Origin of the sequence: Cellulomonas avistercoris, from assembly GCF_014836445.1 — a bacterium.
Classification (GTDB): domain Bacteria; phylum Actinomycetota; class Actinomycetes; order Actinomycetales; family Cellulomonadaceae; genus Cellulomonas; species Cellulomonas avistercoris.
In genome coordinates, this window is record NZ_JACSQV010000010.1 from 1 (window position 1) to 22,466 (window position 22,466).

Annotated in this window: 19 protein-coding genes and 1 tRNA gene; 4 read left to right on the forward strand and 16 right to left on the reverse strand. The window is 74.8% G+C overall.

Annotation, left to right across the window (positions count from 1 at the left end):
• Positions 1–49: 49 nt before the first annotated feature.
• The 4 genes from H9657_RS12170 to H9657_RS12185 form a co-directional block, all read right to left on the reverse strand.
• Complete coding sequence (locus H9657_RS12170) at positions 50–2,176, reverse strand: glycosyl hydrolase (RefSeq protein ID WP_191783690.1); 2,127 nt, start codon at positions 2,174–2,176, stop codon at positions 50–52.
• Positions 2,173–2,904, reverse strand: a complete 732-nt coding sequence (locus H9657_RS12175) for an HlyD family secretion protein (RefSeq protein ID WP_191783691.1) — start codon at positions 2,902–2,904, stop codon at positions 2,173–2,175. The genes H9657_RS12170 and H9657_RS12175 overlap by 4 nt, the downstream gene beginning before the upstream one ends.
• 111 nt (positions 2,905–3,015) lie before the next feature.
• Positions 3,016–4,770, reverse strand: coding sequence for a glycosyltransferase family 2 protein (locus H9657_RS12180; RefSeq protein WP_318241465.1), 1,755 nt, complete (start codon positions 4,768–4,770; stop codon positions 3,016–3,018).
• 372 nt (positions 4,771–5,142) lie between these two features.
• Positions 5,143–6,093: an LLM class F420-dependent oxidoreductase gene (locus H9657_RS12185; RefSeq protein WP_191783692.1), complete on the reverse strand. Its 951-nt coding sequence runs from the start codon at positions 6,091–6,093 to the stop codon at positions 5,143–5,145.
• Positions 6,094–6,173: 80 nt separating this feature from the next.
• Here H9657_RS12185 and H9657_RS12190 point away from each other — a divergent pair, with 80 nt between their 5' ends.
• The gene (locus H9657_RS12190; protein ID WP_191783693.1) at positions 6,174–6,377 is read left to right on the forward strand and encodes a hypothetical protein; all 204 of its coding nucleotides are present in this window, start codon (positions 6,174–6,176) and stop codon (positions 6,375–6,377) included.
• 60 nt (positions 6,378–6,437) lie between these two features.
• Positions 6,438–7,070 carry a DUF1684 domain-containing protein gene (locus tag H9657_RS12195; protein ID WP_191783694.1) on the forward strand — a complete coding sequence of 211 codons (633 nt, stop codon included), beginning with the start codon at positions 6,438–6,440 and terminating at the stop codon, positions 7,068–7,070.
• A 13-nt stretch (positions 7,071–7,083) separates the two neighbouring features.
• On the opposite strand, the gene H9657_RS12200 is transcribed toward H9657_RS12195, so the two are convergent.
• A complete protein-coding gene (locus H9657_RS12200; protein ID WP_191783695.1) occupies positions 7,084–8,055 on the reverse strand; it encodes an Fpg/Nei family DNA glycosylase in 972 nt (323 codons plus the stop codon).
• 64 nt (positions 8,056–8,119) lie between these two features.
• Between H9657_RS12200 and H9657_RS12205 the strand changes: the two genes are divergently transcribed.
• The gene (locus H9657_RS12205; protein WP_318241466.1) at positions 8,120–8,995 is read left to right on the forward strand and encodes a tyrosine-protein phosphatase; all 876 of its coding nucleotides are present in this window, start codon (positions 8,120–8,122) and stop codon (positions 8,993–8,995) included.
• Between the two features lie 22 nt (positions 8,996–9,017).
• Here H9657_RS12205 and H9657_RS12210 read toward each other — a convergent pair whose 3' ends face one another.
• Positions 9,018–10,004, reverse strand: coding sequence for an alpha/beta fold hydrolase (locus tag H9657_RS12210; RefSeq protein WP_191783697.1), 987 nt, complete (start codon positions 10,002–10,004; stop codon positions 9,018–9,020).
• A complete protein-coding gene (locus tag H9657_RS12215) occupies positions 10,001–11,392 on the reverse strand; it encodes an MFS transporter (RefSeq protein WP_191783698.1) in 1,392 nt (463 codons plus the stop codon). Before H9657_RS12215 ends, H9657_RS12210 begins: the two co-directional genes overlap by 4 nt.
• 129 nt (positions 11,393–11,521) lie before the next feature.
• On the opposite strand from H9657_RS12215, the gene H9657_RS12220 reads away from it, so the two are divergent.
• The gene (locus H9657_RS12220; protein ID WP_191783699.1) at positions 11,522–12,580 is read left to right on the forward strand and encodes a LacI family DNA-binding transcriptional regulator; all 1,059 of its coding nucleotides are present in this window, start codon (positions 11,522–11,524) and stop codon (positions 12,578–12,580) included.
• 23 nt (positions 12,581–12,603) lie between these two features.
• On the opposite strand, the gene H9657_RS12225 is transcribed toward H9657_RS12220, so the two are convergent.
• The 9 genes from H9657_RS12225 to H9657_RS12265 form a co-directional block, all read right to left on the reverse strand.
• Positions 12,604–12,693 (reverse strand) — tRNA-Ser (locus H9657_RS12225).
• Positions 12,694–12,790: 97 nt separating this feature from the next.
• Positions 12,791–13,231: a hypothetical protein gene (locus H9657_RS12230; protein WP_191783700.1), complete on the reverse strand. Its 441-nt coding sequence runs from the start codon at positions 13,229–13,231 to the stop codon at positions 12,791–12,793.
• Positions 13,232–13,341: 110 nt separating this feature from the next.
• Positions 13,342–14,613 (reverse strand): glycoside hydrolase family 32 protein, encoded by a 1,272-nt coding sequence (locus H9657_RS12235; protein WP_191783701.1) that lies wholly within the window; start codon positions 14,611–14,613, stop codon positions 13,342–13,344.
• A 53-nt stretch (positions 14,614–14,666) separates the two neighbouring features.
• Positions 14,667–15,365 (reverse strand): hypothetical protein, encoded by a 699-nt coding sequence (locus tag H9657_RS12240; protein WP_191783702.1) that lies wholly within the window; start codon positions 15,363–15,365, stop codon positions 14,667–14,669.
• Positions 15,366–15,801: 436 nt separating this feature from the next.
• Positions 15,802–16,266 carry a hypothetical protein gene (locus tag H9657_RS12245; protein ID WP_318241467.1) on the reverse strand — a complete coding sequence of 155 codons (465 nt, stop codon included), beginning with the start codon at positions 16,264–16,266 and terminating at the stop codon, positions 15,802–15,804.
• Between the two features lie 98 nt (positions 16,267–16,364).
• Complete coding sequence (locus tag H9657_RS12250; RefSeq protein ID WP_013118385.1) at positions 16,365–16,976, reverse strand: GTP-binding protein; 612 nt, start codon at positions 16,974–16,976, stop codon at positions 16,365–16,367.
• Complete coding sequence (locus H9657_RS12255) at positions 16,957–17,334, reverse strand: DUF742 domain-containing protein (protein WP_191783703.1); 378 nt, start codon at positions 17,332–17,334, stop codon at positions 16,957–16,959. Before H9657_RS12255 ends, H9657_RS12250 begins: the two co-directional genes overlap by 20 nt.
• A gap of 11 nt (positions 17,335–17,345) precedes the next feature.
• A complete protein-coding gene (locus H9657_RS12260; RefSeq protein ID WP_191783704.1) occupies positions 17,346–17,795 on the reverse strand; it encodes a roadblock/LC7 domain-containing protein in 450 nt (149 codons plus the stop codon).
• An 88-nt stretch (positions 17,796–17,883) separates the two neighbouring features.
• A complete protein-coding gene (locus tag H9657_RS12265; protein ID WP_191783705.1) occupies positions 17,884–22,350 on the reverse strand; it encodes an ATP-binding protein in 4,467 nt (1,488 codons plus the stop codon).
• Between the last annotated feature and the right edge of the window lie 116 nt (positions 22,351–22,466).

Sequence of the window (22,466 nt, forward strand, 5' to 3'; positions counted from 1 at the left end):
GCGGCCCGGCCACCGGCCCGGGGGGGGGGGGGCCCCGCCCGCCGACGGCTCAGGCACCGTGAGCGGCGAGCCAGGCGAGGAGGTAGGCGCGCGAGCTGCCGTTGTCGACGGAGGTGTCGGGTAGCGCGACCGCGGCGTCCCACGCGGCAGCGGCCTCCTCCGGGCCGGCCAGCGCCCGGTACATCAGCAGGTAGTCGCCGAACAGGACGTCCGGTCCCGCCGGGGCCGCCTCGTCGACGGCCGCCAGGATCGTGTCCGGGTCCACGTCCACCGCGAGGTAGTCCGACACCGGGCCCATGGGGATGAGCAGGATGCCGAGCATCGCGCTGGGCTCGGGGCTGAACCACGTCGCCCAGTCGCGCTTGCCGCCCCAGTTCAGTGCGAAGACGCGGTGCTCGAACCCCTCGGTGACGGGGTCGTCGAGGTCGGGGTCGGTCCAGTAGTCCCGCGCGGAGGCCGCCTCGGTCGACGCGAGCCAGGTGGCCTGCGTCAGCAGGTCGTCCTGACCGGACGCGGCCGCCCACAGCCCCAGGCCGTTCCACGCGTTGACGGCCTCGGACGCGGACTCCTGGTTGTTGCCGTCGGCGAAGGGCGAGGTCCCCGACGCCCAGGCGTGCCCCGCGTACGGGTCGAAGGTGCGCAGCTGCGGCAGCTCCTGCGACGGCTCGGCCGCCGCGATGTCGGCGGCGAGCGCGTCCATGACGGGGCGCAGGTCGTCGACCAGGTCGGGGTCGTCCGCTCCGAGCAGGCCCGCTGCGGACAGCAGGTACCCGTAGTGGAAGTGGTGGTCGTTGAGCTCCTCGGACCCGAACGACGCGGTCCGCCCGATCACGGAGCGGGCCGCCTCGTCGTAGACGAAGCACCGTGCGTCGCGCGCGTCGCACCCGGCCGGCTCGGCCCACTCCCGCAGCGCGTCGGCCACGCGCGTGCGCAGCCCGGCGACCGTGTCGGGCGCACCGAGCGCCTCCCCCAGCCGCACGAGCGTCGCCGCGCGGTACAGGTTCTTGCCGCCGAAGTACGTGTCGGAGGCGAACGCACCGGTCGCGGCGACGTCGAGCTCGAGCTGGGCGAGGATCGCGTCGCGACGCTCCCCGTCGACGCCCTCGAGGTCGAGCTCACCGGTCGGGTGGAGGGTCGGCGCGAACGACGTGAGCGTCGACCCCGCGCACAGCTCGAGGGTCCCGTAGACGCTGCGGTAGGTGCCCAGGCCGCAGCCGTCCCGCTCGGGCTGCTCGCCCGTCGTGTGGTGCCGCATCAGCACGTAGGCGCTCGGCGTCGCGCCCGCCGTGCGGTAGGTGAGGGTCGTGCGGGCCACGTCGTCGCCGACGCCGTAGGTGACGTCGACGCCCACGACGGGGTCGACGGCGGCGGCCGCGAGGACCGCTGCCGCGTCGTCCGAGGCGTCGTCGGGCAGCGCGTACCAGGCGGCCGTCGCACCCTGCGGCAGCGCGAGCGCGCCGTCGGCGAGGGTGCCGTCGGACACCGCGAGGGCCCACGTCGTGCCCGCGACCTCCGTCTCCGCGACGCCGTCGGTGAGCGTGGTGAACCCCTCGCCCGCCGTGACGTCGACGTCGGCCGCCGCCGTGAAGGAGACGAACGGCGATCCGGCCGCGACCGTGACGTCCCCGAGGGGCGCGCCGCCGGCGTCCAGCAGACGTGTCGTCACGGCCACGGGGTCGGCTGCCACGACCTGCGCGGACGCGGCCCCGACGTCGACCGTCACGGCCGGCACGTGCGGGCCGACCACGGCCTTCGCGCTGGTGACCGGGTCGGGCAGCCCGACCGTGAAACCGCTGGGCGTGAGCGCGAACGACAGCGGCAGCGGGAAGACCGGCAGCAGCTCCTCGCCGAAGACGAGGCCCGAGTACCAGCGGTTGGACGGCGGCACGACGCCCTCGGCGAGGCGCACCGGGTCGAACTTCTTCGCGTCCGCCGCCTGCACGAGCGCGCCGGTGAGGGCGGCCGCGTCGACGTCCGGCGGCGTCGCGTCGTCGGGGCCGACCACCGGGGCCGCGGGCGCGCCCCCGCCGGAGCCGCCGGCGGCGGGCGCCACCGTGCCGCCCGCCCAGGGACGCACGACGAGCAGCACGACGACCGCGAGCACGACGAGGACGGCGAGGGCGATCACCCAGCGCGTGCGACCGGAGTCCAGCAGGGCCGTGCGGTCCCCGGTCATCCGAGCACCCCCTCGACGTAGGTGCGGATCTTGCCGGCGACCGTGGTCACGACGCCGTCGTTCATCAGGGCGATCTGCACGACGACGGGCGTGCCCGCCGAGACCAGCCCGTTGTCGGAGCCGTCGACGAGCTCGTCGCTCGTGACGCGCACGACGGCCTGCGCCTGGCCGTCGATGGTGGTCACCTCGACACGCTCGACGTTCCCGTCGAGCGTCGTCTCGTTGGGCAGCGTGATCGTCACGTCCGCGCCGTCGGGCAGGCGCGCGTACTCCTTGGCGGTCAGCGTGTACTCGCCCTGCACGTACAGGGTGCCGGCGCGCTGCACGGTCGCGAGCGTCTGGGCGGACGGCACGAAGGTGCCGCGCTTGGCCGCGAGCTGCGTGATGCGCCCGTCACCGCTCGCGAGCAGCACCAGGCGACCCTGGTCGTCGAGGCTCGTGAACTCGGGCGGCTCGACGACCAGGCCGTTCGCGAGGTCGTAGGTGAGGCCCGAGGAGTCGATGACGAACATCGGGTCGCCCTCCTTGACGACGTCGCCCACGTCGACGAGGTGGTCGGCGATGAGCCCGGCGTACGGGCTGCCGACGGCGTAGGTCTCGGCGAGGATCTGCGCGGAGTCGCTGGTGGCGCGACCCTTGGTCTCGTTGAGGTGGTAGGTCGCCAGGGCGGCGACGACGAGCACGAGGATCGTGCCCGCGAGCAGGCGGATGCGGCTGGCCCAGGTCATGGGATCACCTCTCGGTCAGCGGGGTGTGTCAGGGCGCGCGTCGGCGGGGCCGACGGCGGGGTGCGTCCGGGACGGGTCGGTGGGCGTCGGCGCGGGCCGACGGCGGGTGCGTCAGCGTGGTGCGGACGAGGGGGCGGCCGCGCCGGCCGGCTCGAGCTCGAGCAGCGCCGCGTCGGCCGCGAGGTCCGCGGCGGCCCGGTCGTGGGTCGCGAGCGCACGCTCACGGGCCCGCGCCTCGGCGCGTCCCCGGCGCCCCTCGCGCCACGCGGTGACGATGAAGCCGCCGAGGATGAGCGTGTTGGTCGCGTTCCACGCGAGCGCGAGCGTGAAGACGCCCGACGAGTACGTCTTCCAGGCCGCGACCGCGGTCGTGATGAGCAGGAACTGGAAGACCAGCACCTGCGGCTGCATGAAGGCGAAGGGCGAGCGGTAGGCGCCCTTGCGCCCCGTGACGTGCCACGCCTGCTCGCGGCGGAGGACCGCGTTGACGAGCGCCCGGACGTAGATGGGGAACGACACCGACGCGAGCAGCAGCACCTCCCACCGGAAGGACCCGAGCGTGTAGAAGGCCAGGAGGATCTGCATGACGTAGAACCCGGCGTAGTACATCGCCCACGTCGCGGGCGTCATGGTGAGGTTCATCGGCGACAGGTCGAAGTAGATCTCGAGCGGCGGCACGAGCAGCAGGAGCAGGGGCGCGATGCCCGTGAGGTAGTGCGTCGCCGTCACGAAGTACTGGATGCGCTGGTCCATCGTGAGGTTGCGCTTCCGGGACAGCGGGTTGTGGGTGAGCATGATCTCGAAGCCGCCGGTCGCCCACCGCAGCTGCTGCTTGGTGTAGGCCTCGACGGTCTCGGGGGTGTCGCCGACGGCCAGGGTCGTCGGGATGTAGACGGTGCGCCAGCCGCGCTCGTGCAGCATGAGCGACGTCCAGACGTCCTCGGACTTGGAGTCCGTGTAGATGCCGCCGATCGCGTCGACCGCCGCGCGCCGGTAGATGACGTTGGTGCCGACGCAGAAGGCGGCGTTGAACCGGTTCCGCCCCGGCTGCACGTACCGGTAGAACACGGCCTGCATGTACCCGGCGCCGCGGCTGATGACGTTGTCGTAGTTGCCGTAGGTCTGCGGCGTCTGGACGAACGCGACGTCGGCCGTCGCGAAGAACGGCAGCGTCTCGTGCAGGAAGGCCGGCCGCGGGACGAAGTCCGCGTCGAAGACCGCGAAGTACTCGCCGCGCGCGAGCGACATGGCGTGGTTGATGTTGCCGGCCTTGGCGCCGCCGCTGGACAGGCGGCGGACGTAGCGCGCGCCGAGCTCGGCCGCGAGGTCACGGACGTCGTCCGAGCGGCCGTCGTCGAGCACCCAGGTGTTGTGCCTGCCCTGGATGCGCAGGGCCGCGCTCACGGTGCGGCGGATGGTCTCGAGGTCCTCGCCGTACGTCGTGATGAACACGTCGACCGTCACGGGACGGTCCTCGAGGTAGATCTGCCAGCGCCAGGGCTCCTCCTCGGCGCCGTCACGGATGATCTCCGCGAGGTCGTACAACCGCTCCTGGGAGTGGTGGAAGGTGAAGCCGCGCGGGTTCCACGCGGCGGACAGGACGGTCCACATCGCCAGGAGCGCGTGCGTGATGAGGATCGTCTCGGCGAGCATCACGAGCACGTACGGCAGGAAGTCGCCGCGGTTGCCGGGGTTGAGCAGGAAGACCGCGTAGATCACGATCCCTGCGGACGCCAGCAGCACCAGCAGCACGAGCGACGGGCTCTGCGTCGCCTCGTTCTCGGGCGAGCGCGTGCTCTGCGGCCGGTGGCGCGTGTCGTCGGTCCGGCGTGGTTCGAGGATGAGTCGGTCGAAGGTGGTGGCCACGGGTCGCCCCCCAAAGGTGCGTCGGCGTTCGCTCGACGGCCGTCCCCGGGTGGGGCCGGCGTCGCGTTCACGACGGCCTCGTTGGCGCCTGGTGCACGAGGGGCCGACGGCCCGGAAGGTCCGGGACCTGCGGTGACGTGGTCCCTCGTGGATGTCACCGAAGGTAGGAGCCCGCGGCGCGGGGTGTCATCTGGGACGCGCGTCCGGTTCACCCGGTCGCGTCCGAAGAGCACCCCGCGCCACGTCGTGGAAGCGTGCCCACCTGCACGGACGTCGAAAGATGACAACCGTGTGAACATTTCGGGCACCCCGGATACGTCCCACCATTCGGACATTCCGGGCCGCACTGGGCCCCGACGGCGGGCTGCGGCGTCAGGCCCCCGGCAGGTGCGGCGCGACCTGCTCGGCGACGAGCTGCAGGTGCTCGAGGTCCGCCAGGTCCAGGACCTGCAGGTACACCCGCTCGACGCCCTGCGAGGCCAGCCAGGTCAGGCGCTCGACCGCCTCGTCCGGCGTGCCCGCGATGCCGTTGGCCCGCAGCTCCGGGACCTCGCGGCCGATCGCCGCCGCGCGTCGCGCCAGCTCCGCCTCGTCGCGGCCGACGCACAGCACGAGCGCGACCGACTGGACCAGCGTCGCCGGGTCGCGGCCCGCCTCGACGCACGCGGCCCGGACGTGCGCGATGCGCCCGGGCACGCTCGCGACCTCGGGGAACGCCTGGTTGTACTCGGCCGCGAACCGCGCCGCGAGCGCCGGTGTGCGCGTCGGACCGCCGCCTCCGACGATGACGGGGACACCCGGGCGCGACGGGTCCAGCGGCGAGCGCTGCACCGGCTTGGGCAGGGCCGGGGAGTCCGTCAGCGTGTAGTGCTCCCCCGCGTGGTCGAACGTCTCGCCCACGGGCGTGCCCCACAGCCCCGTGACGATCTCGAGCTGCTCGGTGAGGATGCCGAAGCGCTTGGCCGGGAACGGGATGCCGTACGCCGCGTGCTCCTGCGCGAACCAGCCGGCCCCGAGCCCCAGCTCGACCCTGCCGCCCGACATCTGGTCGACCTGCGCGACCTGGATCGCCAGGACGCCCGGGTACCGGAACGTCGCGGACGACACGAGCGTGCCCAGCCGGATCCGGCTCGTCTCGCGGGCGAGCCCCGCCAGCGTCGTCCAGGCGTCGGTGGGCCCGGGCAGCCCGTCGCCACCCATCGTCAGGTAGTGGTCGGAGCGGAAGAAGGCGTCGAAGCCGAGGTCCTCCGTCGCGCGCGCGACGGCGAGCACGTCGTCGTACGTGGCGCCCTGCTGGGGTTCGGTGAAGATGCGCAGATCCATGCCGGCCAGCCTCGCACGAGGGCGCCGGTGACGCGGGTGCGGGGGCGCGCACCGCGACGCCTCGCGGGTACGGTCGGCGGGTGCGCTGGTGGGAACCCGGCCGGGGCCTGCGGGCGGTCCGGTGGTCGTCGCTGCTCCTCGTCGTCGTGTGCGGGCTGATCGGGCTCGTGTGCGTCGTCGTCGCCCTGCGGGGCCGGCCGGCCGCGCTCGTGCCGGGAGCGGTCGTGGCCGCCGTCGCGCTGCGCGAGCTGCGGCGCCTGCGGCGCGCGCGCCCCGGTGCCTGACGCGCCGTTCGACGCGCCGCTCGACGTGCGCGACGGCGTCGCTCTTGGGACCGTGGTGCGATGCATGCCGCCACCCGCCTCGACGCGGCCCTCGACCTCGCCGACTGGCGGCGACGCACCGCCGCGACGTACGCGCTGGTGCGCTCCCTCGCCGTCGAGGACCCCCGCCACGCGCACGCCGTCTGGGTCCAGGAGCGCGACGAGCTGTTCGCGTCGCACCCCGCGTCGCCGCTGACCGCCGACGCCCGCGCCGAGTTCGCGGGGCTCGACGTCGCGCCCTACGACCCGGCGTACCGCTTCACGGTCGAGGTCGAGCCCGCGGGCCAGCAACGGCTCGACCTCACGACGGACACCGACGGCGTGGTGGGGTTCGACCGCGTCGGGACCGTCCGCCTGGGTGACCTGGGCGTGCTGACCCTGTGGTCGCTGCGCGGGTACGGCGGCGGGCTGTTCCTGCCCGTGCGGGACGCGCTCGCCGGCCGCCGCACGTTCGGCGGCGGGCGGTACCTGCTCGACACGATCAAGGGCGCCGACCTGGGGTGCGACCACGTCGGCCGGCTCGTCGTCGACCTGAACTTCGCCTACAACCCGTCGTGCGCCTACGACCCCGCGTGGTCCTGCCCCCTGGCGACGCGCGCGAACACGCTCGCGGCCGAGGTCCCCGTCGGGGAGCTGCACACCGCACAGCCCTGACGCGGCCCGCGGCTCACACCTGGCAGGCGGGGCAGCGGAACAGGTTGCGCGTCGCCATCTCCTCCACGACCACCGGTGTGCCGCACACGAGGCACGGCAGACCCGCCCGGCCGTAGACCCAGTGCCGCAGCGTCGGGTCGAGCCGCGCGGCCTCGCGTCCCGCGGCGTCGAGGTCCTCGCGCGTCAGGATGAACCCGTCGCGGATCCCGTCGGCGAGGAGCCCGACCCAGTCCTGCCAGATCGCGCGCACCACCTCGGGCGGCACGCGGCGGCCCGGGGTCCACGGGTCGAGCCGCGCGCGGAACAGCAGCTCGGCACGGTAGATGTTGCCGATCCCCGCGACGACCGACTGGTCCATGAGCAGCTGCCCGACCGCCACGTTGCGGCGCGTCACGCGGTCGACGACGACCTCGCCCGCGGCCGTCGTGTCCCCGACGGTCTGCGGGTCCGGACCGAGCCGGTCCCGCACGAGCGCCGCCTCGTCGGCCGTGAGGACCTCGCACGCCGTCGGGCCGCGCAGGTCGGCGACGACCGAGCCCGAGTCCAGCCGCACGCGCACCTGCCCCACGGGCGGCGGCGGCCACGTCGCGGCGCCCTCGACGAGCTGCTGCGACTCGCCCTCCCCCATCCGCAGCCGGCGCGTCGACGGCGGCGGCTCCCCCGGGGCGCCGGGGCGGCCGGCGCGCGTGGCCACACGGGGAGCGCCCAGGCTGCCGCGCGCGACGTCGCCCTCGCCCAGCGGGCTGACGTCGCCGTACAGGTCCCACGCGCCGTACAGGCCCAGGTGCACGCGCAGCACGTCGCCGCTGTCGAACGTGCAGAAGAGCTGCTTGCCGACCGCCGCCGCGCGCGTCATCCGCCGCCCGTCGAGGCGCGCGGCACCGGCGGCGAACCGGCCCTGCGGCGAGCTCACGGCCAGCGGGGGGCCGACGAGGTCGAGCGTCATCTGCCGCGCGATCCGATGAACGGTATGACCCTCCGGCACGCGGACCACCCTACGGCGCGGCCGGGACGACGCGCGCGCGGCGACGGTGTGCGAGGGTCGCGGGGTGGACGACGACGCGACCCTGCCCCCGCACCCGCCGACGACGCCGACGGGCGAGCCCGTGCCCGACCCCCGCGGCGCCGCCGCGGACGCCGACCCGCACGTGGTCGTCTCGACGTCGCTGGCGAACCTGCGCGACGTCGGCGGGTGGGCCACGGCCGACGGTCGCACCGTGCGACGCGGCGTCGCGTTCCGCTCGGCCGAGCTGCGCGCACCGGCGATCGCCGACGACCCCGCGATCGCCGCGCTCGGCGTCGGCACCGTCGTCGACCTGCGGACCGAGGCCGAGCGCGCCGCCCTGCCCGACGTGCTGCCCGCCGGCGCCCGCGGCGTGCACGCCGACGTCCTGGCGCTGGACCCGCAGGCCCCCGCGTTCGACCCGGGCGAGCTGCTGCGGCGCCCGCAGGAGGCGGGCGAGGTGCTGGCCGCGCTCGACCCCGCGGGCCGGATGCGCCAGACGTACGTCGACCTCGTCGTCGGCGACGCGGCCCGGACCGGCTACGCGACGCTGCTGCGCGAGCTGCTGGGCGACACGGCCGCGCCCGTGCTCTACCACTGCACGGCCGGCAAGGACCGCACGGGCTGGGCGACGACGGTGCTGCTGCTCGCGGTGGGCGTCGGCGAGGCGGACGCGCGCACCGAGTACCTCGCCGTGAACCCGGCGGTGCGGGCCATGTACGCGCCGCTGCTGCAGCAGTTCGCCGCCGTCGGCGGCGACCCGCGCCTCCTGGTCCCCCTGCTGGAGGTGCGGGAGGAGTACCTGGACGCGGCGCTCGGCGCGGTGCGCGAGCACTTCGGGTCCGTCGACGGCTACCTGCGCGACGGGCTCGGGCTCGGCGCGGACGAGGTCGGCGCGCTGCACGCGACGCTCGTCGGCTGACCGCGCGGGCCGGGCGCGCTCGTCAGCCGCGCACGGTGCTCAGGAAGCCGGTGACCGCGGTCAGGTACGCCGCACGAGGGGTGTCGAGCGACAGCGCCAGGTCGTGGACGCCGCCCTCGACGACGACCTCGCGCACGTCCGCCCCGAGACGCGGTGCCAGCGCCGCGATGGTCGCGACGTCGAGGACCGTGTCCGCACCGTCCAGGTCGTCACCGCCCGCCACGTCGGCACCCGAGCGCGACGACCGGGCGACCAGCACGGGGACGCCGAGCGCGAGCCCCCGCGCGACGCGCAGCTGCCCGGCGCGCACGGCCGCGAGCCAGCCCGCGCGCACGGGCACCCCGTCCGGGCGCTTGAGCGACGTGTCGAAGTCCCACCGCTCGGCCAGGCGCGCGGCGTACCGCGACGGCGCCGACGCGACCACGGCCAGCGGTGCCCGACGCGCGAGCGGCCGCAGCGCACCGTCCTGGAGCGGACGCACCCAGGACCGCTCGACGGACAGGAACGGGCTGTTGAGCACCACCGCGTCCGGGCCCCCGCGCGCGCGGTGCGCGTGCGCCCACAGCGCGGTCACGAGCCCGCCCGTCGAGTGCCCGTGCACCACGACGGGCAGCCCCGGCCACGTGCGTCGCGCCGCCGCGACGGCCCGCGTGAGGTCCGTGGCCTGCTCGCGCAGGTCGCCCTGGTAGTGCGGCACGTCGCCGGGGCGCCACGACCGGCCCGCGCGGCGCGCGTCGAGCGCGACGAACGCCCACCCCGCGTCGTGGAAGGCGTCCGCCAGGTGCCGCGCGAAGAAGTAGTCGTTGTAGCCGTGCAGGTGCACGACGACCCCGCGCGGTGCCGGCGGTGCGCTCGCCGGCCGCACGAGCGTGAGCACGGGGTCCGGCCCGCCCGCCGCGACCGCGCGCGTCACCGTGGCCGGCGCCTGCGGGAGCCACCCGCACAGGGTGCGCGTCTCGTACCCCGGCAGCAGCCGGTCCGGCTCCCACGCGCCGTGCGGCCCCGTCATGCGGCGTCCGTCGTGACGTCCCGTCGTCCGTCGACGCCGAGCCCGCGCGGGAAGCGCACGGGCAGGAAGAGCAGGAGGCCGAGCGCCAGCACCGCGACGATGCCGAGCACACCCCAGTACTGCGCCCCGCCGATGCCGATCGCGAGCGAGAACGCCGCCGGCGCGAGGAACGTCGCGGCGCGTCCCGTGGTGGCGTACAGGCCGAACAGCTCGGTCTCGCGGCCCGGCTCGGCGAGGCGCGCGAGCAGCCCGCGCGACGCCGACTGCGCCGGCCCGACGCACGCCGACAGCACGAGCCCGCCGACCCAGAACGCCGACGTGCCCGCGTCGTGCAGCAGGAAGACCGCGGTCCCGGCGATGACGAGCACGACGAGCGACCAGGACACCAGGCGCCGCGGCCCGTACCGGTCGTCGAGCCAGCCGGCGCCGATGGTCGAGGCACCGGCCACGACGTTGGCGGCGATCGCGAACACGATCACCTCGCTGTCGGTGAACCCGAAGGTGCCGGCCGCGAGCACGCCGCCGAACGTGAACACGCCCGTGAGCCCGTCCCGGAACACCGCGGACGCGATGAGGAACCGCAGGGTCGAGCGGCGCTCGCGCCACAGCTCGGCGACGTGGCGCCCGACGGCGGCGTAGGCGCCGACGATGCCGACGCGCGCGGGCGGCGCCCCCGGACGGCGGTGGTCGGGCACCGCGACCAGCACGGGGACGGCGAACACCAGGAACCAGGCACCGGCGATGAGCATCGAGATCCGGACGTCGAGGCCACCCTCCGACGTGACGCCGAACCACCCGACGTCGGGCTGGATGAAGCCCACGTACAGGATGACGAGCAGCACGATCCCGCCGACGTACCCCGCGCCCCAGCCGATCCCGCTGATCCGCCCGATGGTCCGCGGCCCGCTGATCTGCAGCAGCAGCGCGTTGTAGGCGACCGAGCCGATCTCGAACGCGATGGTGCCGATCGCCAGCAGCGTCACGCCCAGGCGCACCGCGTCGGCCATGCCGCCCTCGGCGGGCTGGACGAACCACAGCGCCAGCACGGACAGCCCCACGACGACCGACGCGCCCGCCAGCAGGGGACGACGCCGGCCGCCCGCGTCCGCGAGGGTCCCCAGCGCGGGGGCGGTCAGCGCCACGAGCAGCCCCGCGGCCGCCAGGCCCCAGCCGAGCCACTGGCTGTGCAGCGCCGTCACGGCGTCGACGTCGCTGCCCGGCTCCGCGAACGAGGACCCGGTGAGCCAGACCGTGAACACGAAGGTCGTGACGACGGCGTTGAACGCGGCCGACCCCCAGTCCCACGCGGCCCACGCGGCGATCTGACGGGTGGCGGGTGCGGGCTCGACGACGTCGTCGGGGGGAGCCTCGGCAGCGGGGTGACCCATGGCGGCAGCGTACGGCCCGCGCGTGACGCCCCGGTGGACGCCGAACGGGTGAGACGTGGCCGGCCGTCGCCCATGACCTGCGGCGCGGCATGCGGCATCATGGCGCAGCAGGTCGGACAGGGGGTTCGTATGGCCGGGACGCGCGACCACGACGGGCACCGGGCGGCTCCCACCCTGCACGACGTGGCCCGCCTCGCCGGGGTGTCGATCAAGACCGTCTCGGAGGTCGTCAACCGCACGGGGCGCGTGGCGGCGGCGACGACGTCGCGGGTCGACTCCGCGGTCCGCGCGCTCGGCTACCAGCCGAACCTCAGCGCACGCCGTCTGCGCACGGGCACCACCGGCGTGATCGGGCTGGCGGTCCCCGAGCTGTCGATGTCCGGGTACTTCAACGAGCTCAGCGCGCTGGTCGTGCGCGCCGCAGGCGAACGCGGGCTCACCGTGCTCATCGAGGAGACGGGCGGCACCCGCGAGGGCGAGCTGCGCGCGCTGCGCGGGCCACGGCGCAGCGTGATGGACGGTCTGCTGCTCAGCGCGGTGGCGCTCGAGGAGCCCGACGTGCCCGAGCCGGCCACGCTGGCGCCGACCGTCGTGCTCGGGGAGCGCCGGCTGGGCGCCGTGCTGGACCACGTGACGTTCGGCAACGAGGAGGCCGCACGCCTGGTGACCGAGCACCTGCTGCAGCTCGGCCGACGGCGGATCCTGGTGCTGGCGGGCGACCCGACCCGCAGCGCCACGGCGGCACGCCGGCTCGCCGGGCACCGCCGCGCGCTGCACGCGGCCGGTGTGGCGCCGTCGCCGGAGCTCGTCCGCCCGGTCGGCACGTGGGACCACGCGGCCGGGTACGCGCAGGTCCGGGCGGCCTGCCGTGAGGCGCTGGAGTTCGACGCCGTCTTCGCGATGAACGACTCGCTCGCCCTCGGCGGGCTACGGGCGCTGCACGACGAGGGCCGCGACGTCCCGGGAGCGGTGGCGGTCGCCGGGATCGACGACGTCGTCGACGCGCGGTACGCGCACCCGCGCCTGACGACGGCGGACCCGCACCGCGAGGTCCTCGCGGATCTCGCGGTGCGCACGCTGGCCGAGCGGATCACCCACCCGCGGCGCCCCGCGGTCGTGCACGAGGTCGCGGCCGAGCTGCGGGTGCGCGGATCGACGTCCGCTGCGGCGGAGCACGCGCCCGTGTGACGGTGCACCGGACGGTGCGACTGCGGAGGGCAAGGGATTCGAACCCTTGAGCACGGGGTCACCGCACCAACGGTTTTCAAGACCGTCGCTTTCGGCCGCTCAGCCAGCCCTCCCGTGCCGCCGGACGAGCCGGCGGCGGCGTCGAGTCTCCCACACGGCAGGCCCGGGACGGCGACGGGCGGGCGCCGGTCCGACGCCCGCCCGCCGGTCTCACGGGCAGCTGCTCAGGCTCTGGTCCTGCACGATCGCCCGGCTGCCGTTCTCCACCTTGACGTACGTGTTGCCCAGACCGCGGCGGTCGTACCGCACCGTCCAGTCCTTGCCGTACCAGTTGATGAACCGGATCTTGTAGCACCAGCCACCGTCGACCTGCACGACGTCCCAGTCCTCGTTGCTCGGCGTCTTGCCGTTCTGGTAGATCGTGAGCGCGCCGCCGCTCACGCAGGACGTGCTCGCGGTGCCGGTGGACCCGCTGCTGCAGGTCCAGTTGCGCCGCGCCGTGATCGGCAGGTTGTCGACGTTCTCCACGCGCGAGCACCCGCTCAGCGAGCTGCACGAACCGCCGGCCTGTGCCGCCCCCGCGGGCACCACCACCGCGACCGCGGACACCAGCGCGACGGCCGCCGCGGCAGCCACTCTCTGCTTCCCCATCTTCATGTCGTCCCCCTGCGTCGTCATCGACCTGCGCCCCGACCCGGTGTCGGAGCGTGCCGCCACCGTAGCGACGGGGTACGACACCACCGGCGGAGTCGCGGCCGCCCTCAGGCCGAGGGCACCCGCAGCACGTGCGCCTGCGCGTCGCCCGCCGCCCGCACCCGCCACCGCTGCCCCGCGCGGCGGTAGACGCGTCGCGTGGTGCTCCCCCGGGTCGGATCGAACGCCTCCACCAGCGAGCCGTCGACCAGGACCTCCGCCGGTCCGTCCGTCGCCCACACGGTCACGACGTCGTCACCGTCCACGAGCGCCAGCTCCACACCGCCCGACGCCTCGACGCGCCACGCGGGCTCGTCGGTGACGAGGTCGCCGCGCGCGACGTCCAACGGCTCGCCGCGCAGGCCGGCGAGCTCCGCGGCCGGACGCGTGACGACACGCCCGTCCCGGGTCACGGCGAGCTCCCGCGGGCACGAGAGCAGGCCCGCCCAGCCGACGGCCGCGACCTCCTCGGCCGTCCGGCTGCCGTCGCGCGACTCCCAGCACCACCCCCACACCAGGACGCGCCCGTCGTCGGCGACGAGCGCCTGGGGCGCGTACAGGTCCGGCCCGTGGTCGAGCGGCGTCGAGGCCTCGACGACGAACCGCGGCGCGTCGCCGTCCAGGTCGAGACGTCCCGTGTACGCCGTGACGCCCAGCCGCTCGGGCTCGACCGTGCGGTCGAACCACGACACGAGCAGCACCCACCGGCCGTCGACGTGGACCAGCTGCGGGCACTCCCACACGCGCCCGGGTGCGTCGACGCCCGCCGGCACGTCGTCGGCCACGACGAGCGTGCCGAGCAGCCGCCAGTCGTCGAGGTCCGTGGCGTCGTACACGAGCACGGCCCCGCCGAACGGCGTGCCGGCACCCTGCAGGCCCAGGCGCCGCCCCTCGACCTCCAGCAGGAACGGGTCGCGCACGTCGACCACGCCGGGGACGTCCGGGTGCGGCGCCGCCCACCGCTCGGGCTGGACCCAGCGACCGTCCGGCCCGCGGCGCGCGACGGCCACGCCCGCGGTCCCCGTGTCGCCGGCCGTGGCCACCGCGCTGTAGACGAGCGCCACGTCGCCCCCGTCGTGGACCGCGACACCGCTCCACGCGCCGCCCGCGTCGAGCGTGCCCGGCCGTGGCGTCAGCGCGGTCGGCTCGTGGTCCCACCGCAGCAGGTCGGGCGAGCTGGCGTGGCCCCAGTGGATGTCGCCCCAGACGGGCGCGTGCGGGTTCCACTGGTACATGACGTGCCAGCGGCCGTCCCACCACCCGATCCCGTTGGGGTCGTTCAGCCAGCCGCGGGGTGCGCGGACGTGCCAGCGGGGTGCGTGCGGGTCGTGGGTGGGCATGGCACCAGTGTCGCCGGGCGGATGCGGGACGGCGGAACGACGCGTCCCGCGCGTCACCACGCGGGGTCCGCCTGCTCGGCCTCGTCGCACACGCCCTCATCACCCTCGTCCTCGTCACCCCAGGGGGCGCGGAGAGGCTCGTCCGGCAGGCGTGTCCGACCGTCGTCGAGCACGACCCAGCTCCCGTCCCGCGGCTCGCCCATCAGCACGACGTGCTCGCCCGCGGGCGCCTGCCCGCTGAAGACCCAGCGCTCGCCGCCGACGTCGAGGGTCGCCCACCGGGTACCGACGACGAGGACGCGCGCCGGGTGCGTCAGGCTCGCGGTCCTCGCCGCTCGGACCGCGGCGCGCTGCGGCATCCGCCATCGGGCGAGCACGACGCAGACGGGCGTGAGCATCACCCACAGCAGGACCTCGGCCCACCACGCGTAGGCCCAGTCGTCGTGGCTGGTCGTCGCGAGCACGTGCGCGGGGTCCTCCGGGTCGACGACCACCTCCACCGTCGCGCCCGGTGCGGCGTCGTCGATCTCGGGGTACGACAGGGCGAGCCGTGCACGACGCCCGTCGACCTCGACCACGACGTCTGCCTCACCCCTGGCCGTCAGCGGCGGCCGGACCTCCACGACCGTGGCGGTGAGGACCGGCTGCGTCCGCAGCAGCCACGCGTCGTGCTCGGACGCCCGGTGCCCGGTGACCGCGGCAGCGTCCCGCGAACCGGCGGAGGCACCCGCACGACCCCGGAGCGGTGCCACGTCCACGTCTCCCGGAGCAGCGCACCCAGTCCGCCCGTGAGCAACGTGAGCACCGCCACGTCCGCGAGCTCCTCGAACCAGGCCGCGTCCGTCCACAGCCGCACCAGCGTCACGACGAGGGCGCCCAGGCCGAGCAGCCCCAGTCCGCCGACCCACAGCGGGACCAGCTCGCGCCGTCCCGCGTCCGGCGTCGGCGGGCCGGCCCCGAGGTCTCGCGTCGCCTCGTCACCCCGGTCGAGCCGCGGGTGCCGGACGTCGCCAAGGGCCGCTGCACAGGGCCGTCCGAGTCGACCTCGGGCTCGTCAGGAGCCGGGTCGAGGCTCTCACCAGGAGGCGGGTCGGCATGCACGGGCACATCGTGCAGCACGGGCAGGCGACCCGGCACCGCGTCGTCAGGACCGACGTCGACGTCACCCGTCCGAGTGCACCGCCGCTGTCAGCGCCACCATCCCGCGGGGCGCCCGGGGCTGAGGACGTCGAGCCCGGTGTCGGCCGCGGCGCGCGCCGTCGTCACGTCGTACGTCGCGATCGCCCGCACGTCGCGGTGCGCGAGCGCCGCGCCGACGTGCAGCGCCGCGAACGCCCCGAGGCCGGGCGGCAGCAGCACGGCCCGCCGCAGCGCCTGGTCGGACAGCCGCATCTGCGGCAGCCGGGTCAGCGCGTCGAGCAGCGCGAGGGTCGCGCCGCTGCCGAGCAGCCCCGCGGTGACCCGCGCCTCGAGCACCGAGACCCGCGAGACCACGACGGCCGGCTCGTGCTCGGCGGCCCACGCGGCCCACGCACGCGCCTCCGGCGCCGGTGGCAGGTAGCGGCTCAGCGCCGAGCCGTCGACGTACACGCTCGCCACCGGGTCGCTCGCCAGCAGGACCTCGGCGTCGAGGACCGTGCGCGGTACGGGCACGACTCCATCCTCACTCCGGGCGGCACCCGGCACCCCGCCGGGCAGACGCGAACGGCCGGGCCCCGAGGGGTCCGGCCGTTCGCGGGTGGTGCGGTGGCTCACCGCTGGCGCAGACGCTCCATGGCGAGCTGCACGAGCGCGATGAGGGCCTGCTTGGTCGCCGCCCGGGACCGCGCGTCGGTGTAGAGCACCGGCACGTGGGCGGGGATGGCGAGCGCCTCACGGACGTCGTCGAGCTGGTGCTTGGCGATCCCGTCGAAGCAGTTGACGCCGACGACGAACGGGATGCCGCGCGACTCGAAGTAGTCCACGGCGGGGAAGCACTGGTCGAGGCGGTCGGTGTCGACGAGCACGACGGCACCGATGGCCCCGCGGACCAGGTCGTCCCACATGAAGAGGAAGCGGTCCTGGCCCGGGGTCCCGAACAGGTACAGCCACAGCGAGCCCGGCAGCGCGATGCGACCGAAGTCCATCGCGACCGTCGTGGTCGTCTTGCGGTCGGACACGCCGCCGGCGTCGTCGACGCCCACGGAGTGCTCGGTCATGGCTGCTTCGGTGTTGAGCGGCTCGATGTCGGAGATCGAGCCGATGAAGGTCGTCTTGCCGACGGCGAAGCCGCCTGCGACGACGATCTTGACGACGGTGGGTGCGACTGCGCCCGCGGTACCCGCCGGAGCGGCGACGGCGGCGTCAGAGGGCGGAAATGCCATTGAGAACACTCTCCAGCACGCTCAGGGACAGGGCGGGGCTTTCACCGGTGTTGACCTCGACCGGCTGTGAGGTGTGCACGCGCACAGAGTTCGCGTCGGTGAGGTCGGACACGAGGATCCGGATCACACCGAGCGGAAGATGGAGGAGCGCCGACAGCTCGGCGACCGAGATGTACCCGGCCGATGCGTGCTGGATGATCGCGCGCTTCTCAGGCGTCAGACCCGTGCTCGCCACGGCGCCCGGCATCACCTCGACCAGAGCCTCGAGAGGCAGGTCGGAGCGTGCCGAGCGCACGCGGCCGCCGGTCACGGCATACGGCCGGACCGTTCGGGCCTCGTACTCGACGTGTTCGCTCATCGCAGCCGGCCTCAGGCGACGGGCGCCCGGGTCGCACCGTCGACGGGCAGCTGGCCACGCATCTCGGAGATGAGCTGCGGGGTCAGCGTGGCCTCGGTGCGCGAGACGAGCATCGCCATCTCGTAGCCGATGAGGCCCACGTCGCACGTCGCCTCCGCCACCACCGCGAGGACGGAGCCGTTGGAGACGCTCATGAGGAAGAGGAACAGGTGGTCCATCTCGATGATCGCCTGGCGCACCTCCCCCGCACGGAGCTGGCGGGCAGCGCCACGGGTGAGGCTCGACATGCCCGAGACGATGGCCGCGAGCTGGTCGCCGCTGGTGCGGTCGAGCTGCTCGGACATCGCCATGAGCAGGCCGTCGGCCGACACCACGAGCGTGTGGCGAGTGCCGGGCACGGTCCGGACGAAGTTGTCCAGGAGCCAGCCGAAATTGGCTGCCTCGGTGCTGAGCGCGGTCACACTTCCTCCTTCATGGTGCAGTCTGGACGGACTGCGGGCGGGGTGTCCACGGTGACACACGGGCCACCGAGGTCTCGGGTTCGTTGGATCACGAGTGGTCACCGTCCTGGGGGCCGTGCGCCGCGCGACGACCGCGCGACGTTCCGGTCTGGAAGCTGGACAAGCGGGAACGCAGCTGATCGGCGTCTCGCTGGACGGGGCGCTCCTCCAGCGGGGCCGGTGCGGCGGGAACCGCGCTCGGCACACGCTTGGCGAGTCGCTCCGAACCGCCCGCTCCGACGGCGCTGGGCCGGTACGCGGACAGCTGGCTGAGCTCGGAGAGAGCCTGCTCCTGGATGTCCGAGCGGAGAGCGAGCATCGCGGCCACCTCGTCGTCGAGCGTTCCCACGCGAGGCGCGGCGGACGGCGGGACGGAGGGGTGGGGGACCGTCGAGGCGGGTGCGGGCTGACGCCCTGCCCACTCCGGCGGCGACCACGAGGGCGCGGGACGCTCCTCCTGGACGATGGGGGTGGCAGCCGACTGCGGCGCGGCGGGTGCGGACCACGTGGGGGCGTCCCAGCCGGTCGAGGGGGCAGCCTGCGGGGCCGGCGCGGCCGGCGCAGCGGACGCACCACCCTCGGGGCCCCAGGCCGACGTGCGGACGGGGGTCCGTGCCACGGCGGGCGCGGGTGCCTCCTCGACCTGCTCGTCCTCCTTCTTGCGGCTGAAGAAGTTGCCCCACCGACGCTTCGGCTTGTCGTCCGCCGGGGCCACCAGGTCACCGAACGCCGGCGCTGCCGAGCTCGACGCCGCGGGGGCCACGGTCGGCTGCCACGCCGGTGCCGGTGCGGCCGCGGCGGGTGCCACGGGCGCCGGGGCGAACGGCGCGGGTGCCACCGGCGCCGGGGCGGCCGGTGCCGGTGCGACCGGAGCCGCTGCGACCGGGGCGTCGTCCACCGGCGCGAACATCTGCGTCGGCTGGTCGGCGGCTGCGGAGCGGGCCCACGCCGGGGTCGACGGGCGCCACTGGTCGGCGGCGGGTGCCGCGGCGGGTGCCGGCGCGACGGGCGCCTGCTGGTCCTGCCACGTCGGCTCCTGCCACGCGCTCGGGGCGGCCTGGCGTGCGGGCTCGGGTGCCGGCGCCTCGACGGCGGGCGGCGGCGTGGCGGCGACCGGCGCCCACGGGGCGGCGACCTCCTCCTCGACCTCGGGCTCGGACTCGACCTCGACCTGCTCGAGCTCCGCCACCGGCGCCTGGGCCGACCAGACGGGCTGCCCGTTGCGCGTGGGCTCCGGGACGACCGGGAGCGCCCCGGTGTGCCAGGCCCGCGCCTCGTCGAGCGACCGCTCGAAGGGCACGTAGGGCGCGGTGTACTGCAGCGACGGACGGTCGCTGCTGCCGGCCCAGCCGGAGTAGCCGCTGTAGGACGTGAACGTCGGCTCGGGCTCGTGCTCGGGCGTCTGCTCGGGCGTCTGCTCGGGCGTCTCCTCGGGGTCGGCCGCCCAGGCGGCGGCCTCCTCGCGGGTCCACACCTGCGTCTCGTCACCGGCCGGTTCGAGCTGCGGCTCTGCCACGGGCTGCGCCCACGGCTGGGGCTCGTCCCACGACGCGGCGGGAGCCTGCTGCTCGTTCCACGACGCGGCGGGAGCCTGCTGCTCGTCCCAGGACGCGGCGGGAGCCTGCTGCTCGTTCCACGACGCGGCCGGAGCCTGGGGCTCCTCCCACGACGCGGCCGGAGCCTGGGGCTCCTCCCACGACGCAGCGGGAGCCTGCTGCTCCTCCCACGACGCGGCCGGAGCCTGAGGCTCCTCCCACGACGCGGCCGGAGCCTGCTGCGGCTCGTCCGCCGCTGCCGGTGCGTCCTGCGCCCACGGCGCGACGTCGGGCTGCGGCGTGGACCACGGCTCCTCGGCGAGCGTCGGCGCCCACGGCTTCTCGTCCGTCTGCGGCGCGGTCCAGGACTCGGTGTCCGGTGCGCTCCACTGCTCGACCGGGCGGTCGTCGGTCGCGTCGGCGGGCGCGGGAGCGGCGGAACCCCGGCTGGGCAGCCCGCTGCTCAGGTCGCGCCACGACGGCACCGGCCAGCCCGAGTCCTCGGCGGGCGCCGCGGACGCCGCGGCCTGCTCGGACTCGTCCGGCTCGAGCGACGGCACGACGAACGGGTCGCGGGACGGCGTGGTCAGCGGCTCGGGCACGTCCTTGCCGCTGCGGAAGCCGGAGAACAGGCCGGCGCGCGCGGCCGGGTCGGCGGGGGCCGCGACCGGACGCACCTCGTCCTGCTGCGGCTCGCTCGCCCAGGCGGACGTCGCGGCACGGGCACGGGTCGGCAGACCCGCCTGCAGCGGCGTCGCGGCGACCGCCGGCGCCCACTCACCCGTGTCGACCGACAGCTCGGGCGACAGGTGGGTGTCCGGGGCGACCGGGAGGACGATGTTGTCCTCGTCGAACGTCTTGCGCGACCGCGTCGGCAGCCCACCGGGGCTGCTGAGCATCGGCACGGGGATCGAGTCGTCCTCGTCGGCCGCGGCGGGCTGCGACACGGGCGAGGCACCGGTGTCGTCACCGCGACGACGGCGCGGCAGACCGAGCGACGTCTCGCCGTCGGTGAGCTCGGCGAGGTCGACGGCGCGCACCTCGGGGATCTCGACCTCCGGCAGCCCCGAGGACGGGGCGGGAGCAGAGGTGGGCGGCAGCGCCCCGTACGCGTTGACCTCGTTGGCCGAGAACAGCGTGCTCGGGAACTGCACGTAGGCCTCGGTCCCGGTGCCGCCGACACGCTTGCGCAGCGTCACCTCGGCGCCGAGGCGCTGGGCGAGGCGGCCGACCACGAAGAGGCCGAGGCGCTGGGCCCCGAGGGCGTCACCGGCGGAGACGGACGCGATCTTGATGTTCGCGGCCTCGATCTCCGCGTCCGTCATGCCCAGGCCCTGGTCCGCGATCCGCACGACGACCGACGCGCCGGACACACCGGTGCTGACGATGACCGGCGTCTCGGGCTCGGAGAACACCGTGGCGTTCTCGAGGATCTCGGCGATGAGGTGCGCGGCCGACAGGGCGTTGAACCCGAGCATGTGCGGGTCGACCTGCAGGTCGAGCTGCACGCGGTCGTACTGCTCGATCTCCGACGAGGCGGTGCGGATGACGTCGGACAGCGGCATCGCGTCGCGCAGGCGGCGACCGGAGTCGATGCCGGCGAGCACGAGGAGGGACTCCGCGTTGCGGCGCATCCGGGTGGCGAGGTGGTCGAGGCGGAACAGGTTCGCCAGCGTCCCCGGGTCCTCCTCGGCGCGCTCCAGCGAGTCGATGAAGGACAGCTGCCGGTTGAGCAGGACCTGGTCGCGACGCGCGACGTTGACGAACATCTCGGCGATGGAGCCACGCAGCGCGGCCTGCTCCTGGGCGACCTGCACGGTGGTCGCGTTGACCGCGTTGAACGCCTGGGCCAGGCGGCCCACCTCGTCGTTGGAGCGGACGGGGATGGGTGCCAGCGTGATCTCGGGCCCCTCGCCGGGCGTCGAGACCTGCTCGACGAGGCGCGGGAGCTGCTCGCGGACGTCGGCGGCGGCGCTGGTGAGACGACGCAGCGGCACGACGATCGAGCGGGAGACCGTGACCGCGAAGAAGAAGGACACGATGAGGGCGAGGAGGGCGAGGGCGACGGTGACCAGGGCCCGGTCGCGCGCCGCGGTCACGCCCTCGGCGGCGATCTCGTCGGCACCGCGGAGCACGCCGCTGTTGACGTCGCCGAGCATCGTCATCTGGTCGGTCGTCTGCGTCGTCCACGACGCGAGGTCGATCGCGGCGATCGCGCCCACGGAGCCCTGCGTGAAGTTGGCACGCATCGACAGCAGGGTCTGGGTCGGGTCGCCCGTCCGGACCTCGAGGCCGTCGATGCCGAGCGCGCTGACCATGAGGCGCGAACGCTCACGGGCGAGCTCGGTGGCGGTGGTCTCCGACTGGAACTTGCGGGCGAGGGCGGGGCTGTCGGCGACGGCGTTCTTCAGCTCGACACCCGTGACGTACTCGTTGACGAGCGCGTCGCTCAGCATCGCGAGCTCGAGGTTCGCGGTGACGTACTCGGCCAGCTCGCGGTCGCGCAGCGAGTTGGCGACACCCTCCATGACGCGCGTCTGACCGTCGAGGATGTCCTGGAAGCCGTTCTTGACGACGACGCGCTGGGCGTTGCCGTCGACGCGCTCGCGCAGCTGGGGAAGAGCGGTCCGGTACGTGGTCTGCTGGTCCCGGAAGTCCTTGACGACCGTCTCGGGGAACTCCGCGAGGTCGAGCTCCGCCGTGACCTTCTTGGCGTCCGCGAGAGCGCTGTCCGTCACCTGCCGCGCCGCGTCGACCTGCTCCTTGGGCGCCCCTGTCAGGGACAGGATCCGCTCCTGCTGGAACGCCGCCGTGAGCGGGCTCAGCGCGTCGAGCGTGCGCACCACGGTCTGGGTCGCCCTCGCGTACCGAAGATCCTTGATCGCGCCGTACGAGATGTACGTACCGGCCACGAGCAGAACGATCATGGGCACGGCGAGGACCGCCAGGACTTTGGCACGGATGCCGAGCCGTCGCAGCATGTCGATCCTTTCCCTTCGCCCGACGTCGGACGCTTACGCGATACCGCGTGCGTCCGTGGTGCGGCCACCGCAGGTGACTGCCGTCTGCGCTTCATCGGTACCTGGACAGCGGACCA

What these genes read in the sequence shown, in the direction of transcription:
- H9657_RS12255 (WP_191783703.1), bottom strand. Translation starts at nt 17,334, where the DNA reads ATGAGCGAACACGTCGAGTACGAGGCCCGAACGGTCCGGCCGTATGCC.
- H9657_RS12210 (WP_191783697.1), bottom strand. Translation starts at nt 10,004, where the DNA reads ATGACGGGGCCGCACGGCGCGTGGGAGCCGGACCGGCTGCTGCCGGGG.
- H9657_RS12265 (WP_191783705.1), bottom strand. Translation starts at nt 22,350, where the DNA reads ATGCTGCGACGGCTCGGCATCCGTGCCAAAGTCCTGGCGGTCCTCGCC.
- H9657_RS12195 (WP_191783694.1), top strand. Translation starts at nt 6,438, where the DNA reads ATGCATGCCGCCACCCGCCTCGACGCGGCCCTCGACCTCGCCGACTGG.
- H9657_RS12235 (WP_191783701.1), bottom strand. Translation starts at nt 14,613, where the DNA reads ATGCCCACCCACGACCCGCACGCACCCCGCTGGCACGTCCGCGCACCC.
- H9657_RS12250 (WP_013118385.1), bottom strand. Translation starts at nt 16,976, where the DNA reads ATGGCATTTCCGCCCTCTGACGCCGCCGTCGCCGCTCCGGCGGGTACC.
- H9657_RS12185 (WP_191783692.1), bottom strand. Translation starts at nt 6,093, where the DNA reads ATGGATCTGCGCATCTTCACCGAACCCCAGCAGGGCGCCACGTACGAC.
- H9657_RS12175 (WP_191783691.1), bottom strand. Translation starts at nt 2,904, where the DNA reads ATGACCTGGGCCAGCCGCATCCGCCTGCTCGCGGGCACGATCCTCGTG.
- H9657_RS12215 (WP_191783698.1), bottom strand. Translation starts at nt 11,392, where the DNA reads ATGGGTCACCCCGCTGCCGAGGCTCCCCCCGACGACGTCGTCGAGCCC.
- H9657_RS12170 (WP_191783690.1), bottom strand. Translation starts at nt 2,176, where the DNA reads ATGACCGGGGACCGCACGGCCCTGCTGGACTCCGGTCGCACGCGCTGG.
- H9657_RS12230 (WP_191783700.1), bottom strand. Translation starts at nt 13,231, where the DNA reads ATGGGGAAGCAGAGAGTGGCTGCCGCGGCGGCCGTCGCGCTGGTGTCC.
- H9657_RS12220 (WP_191783699.1), top strand. Translation starts at nt 11,522, where the DNA reads ATGGCCGGGACGCGCGACCACGACGGGCACCGGGCGGCTCCCACCCTG.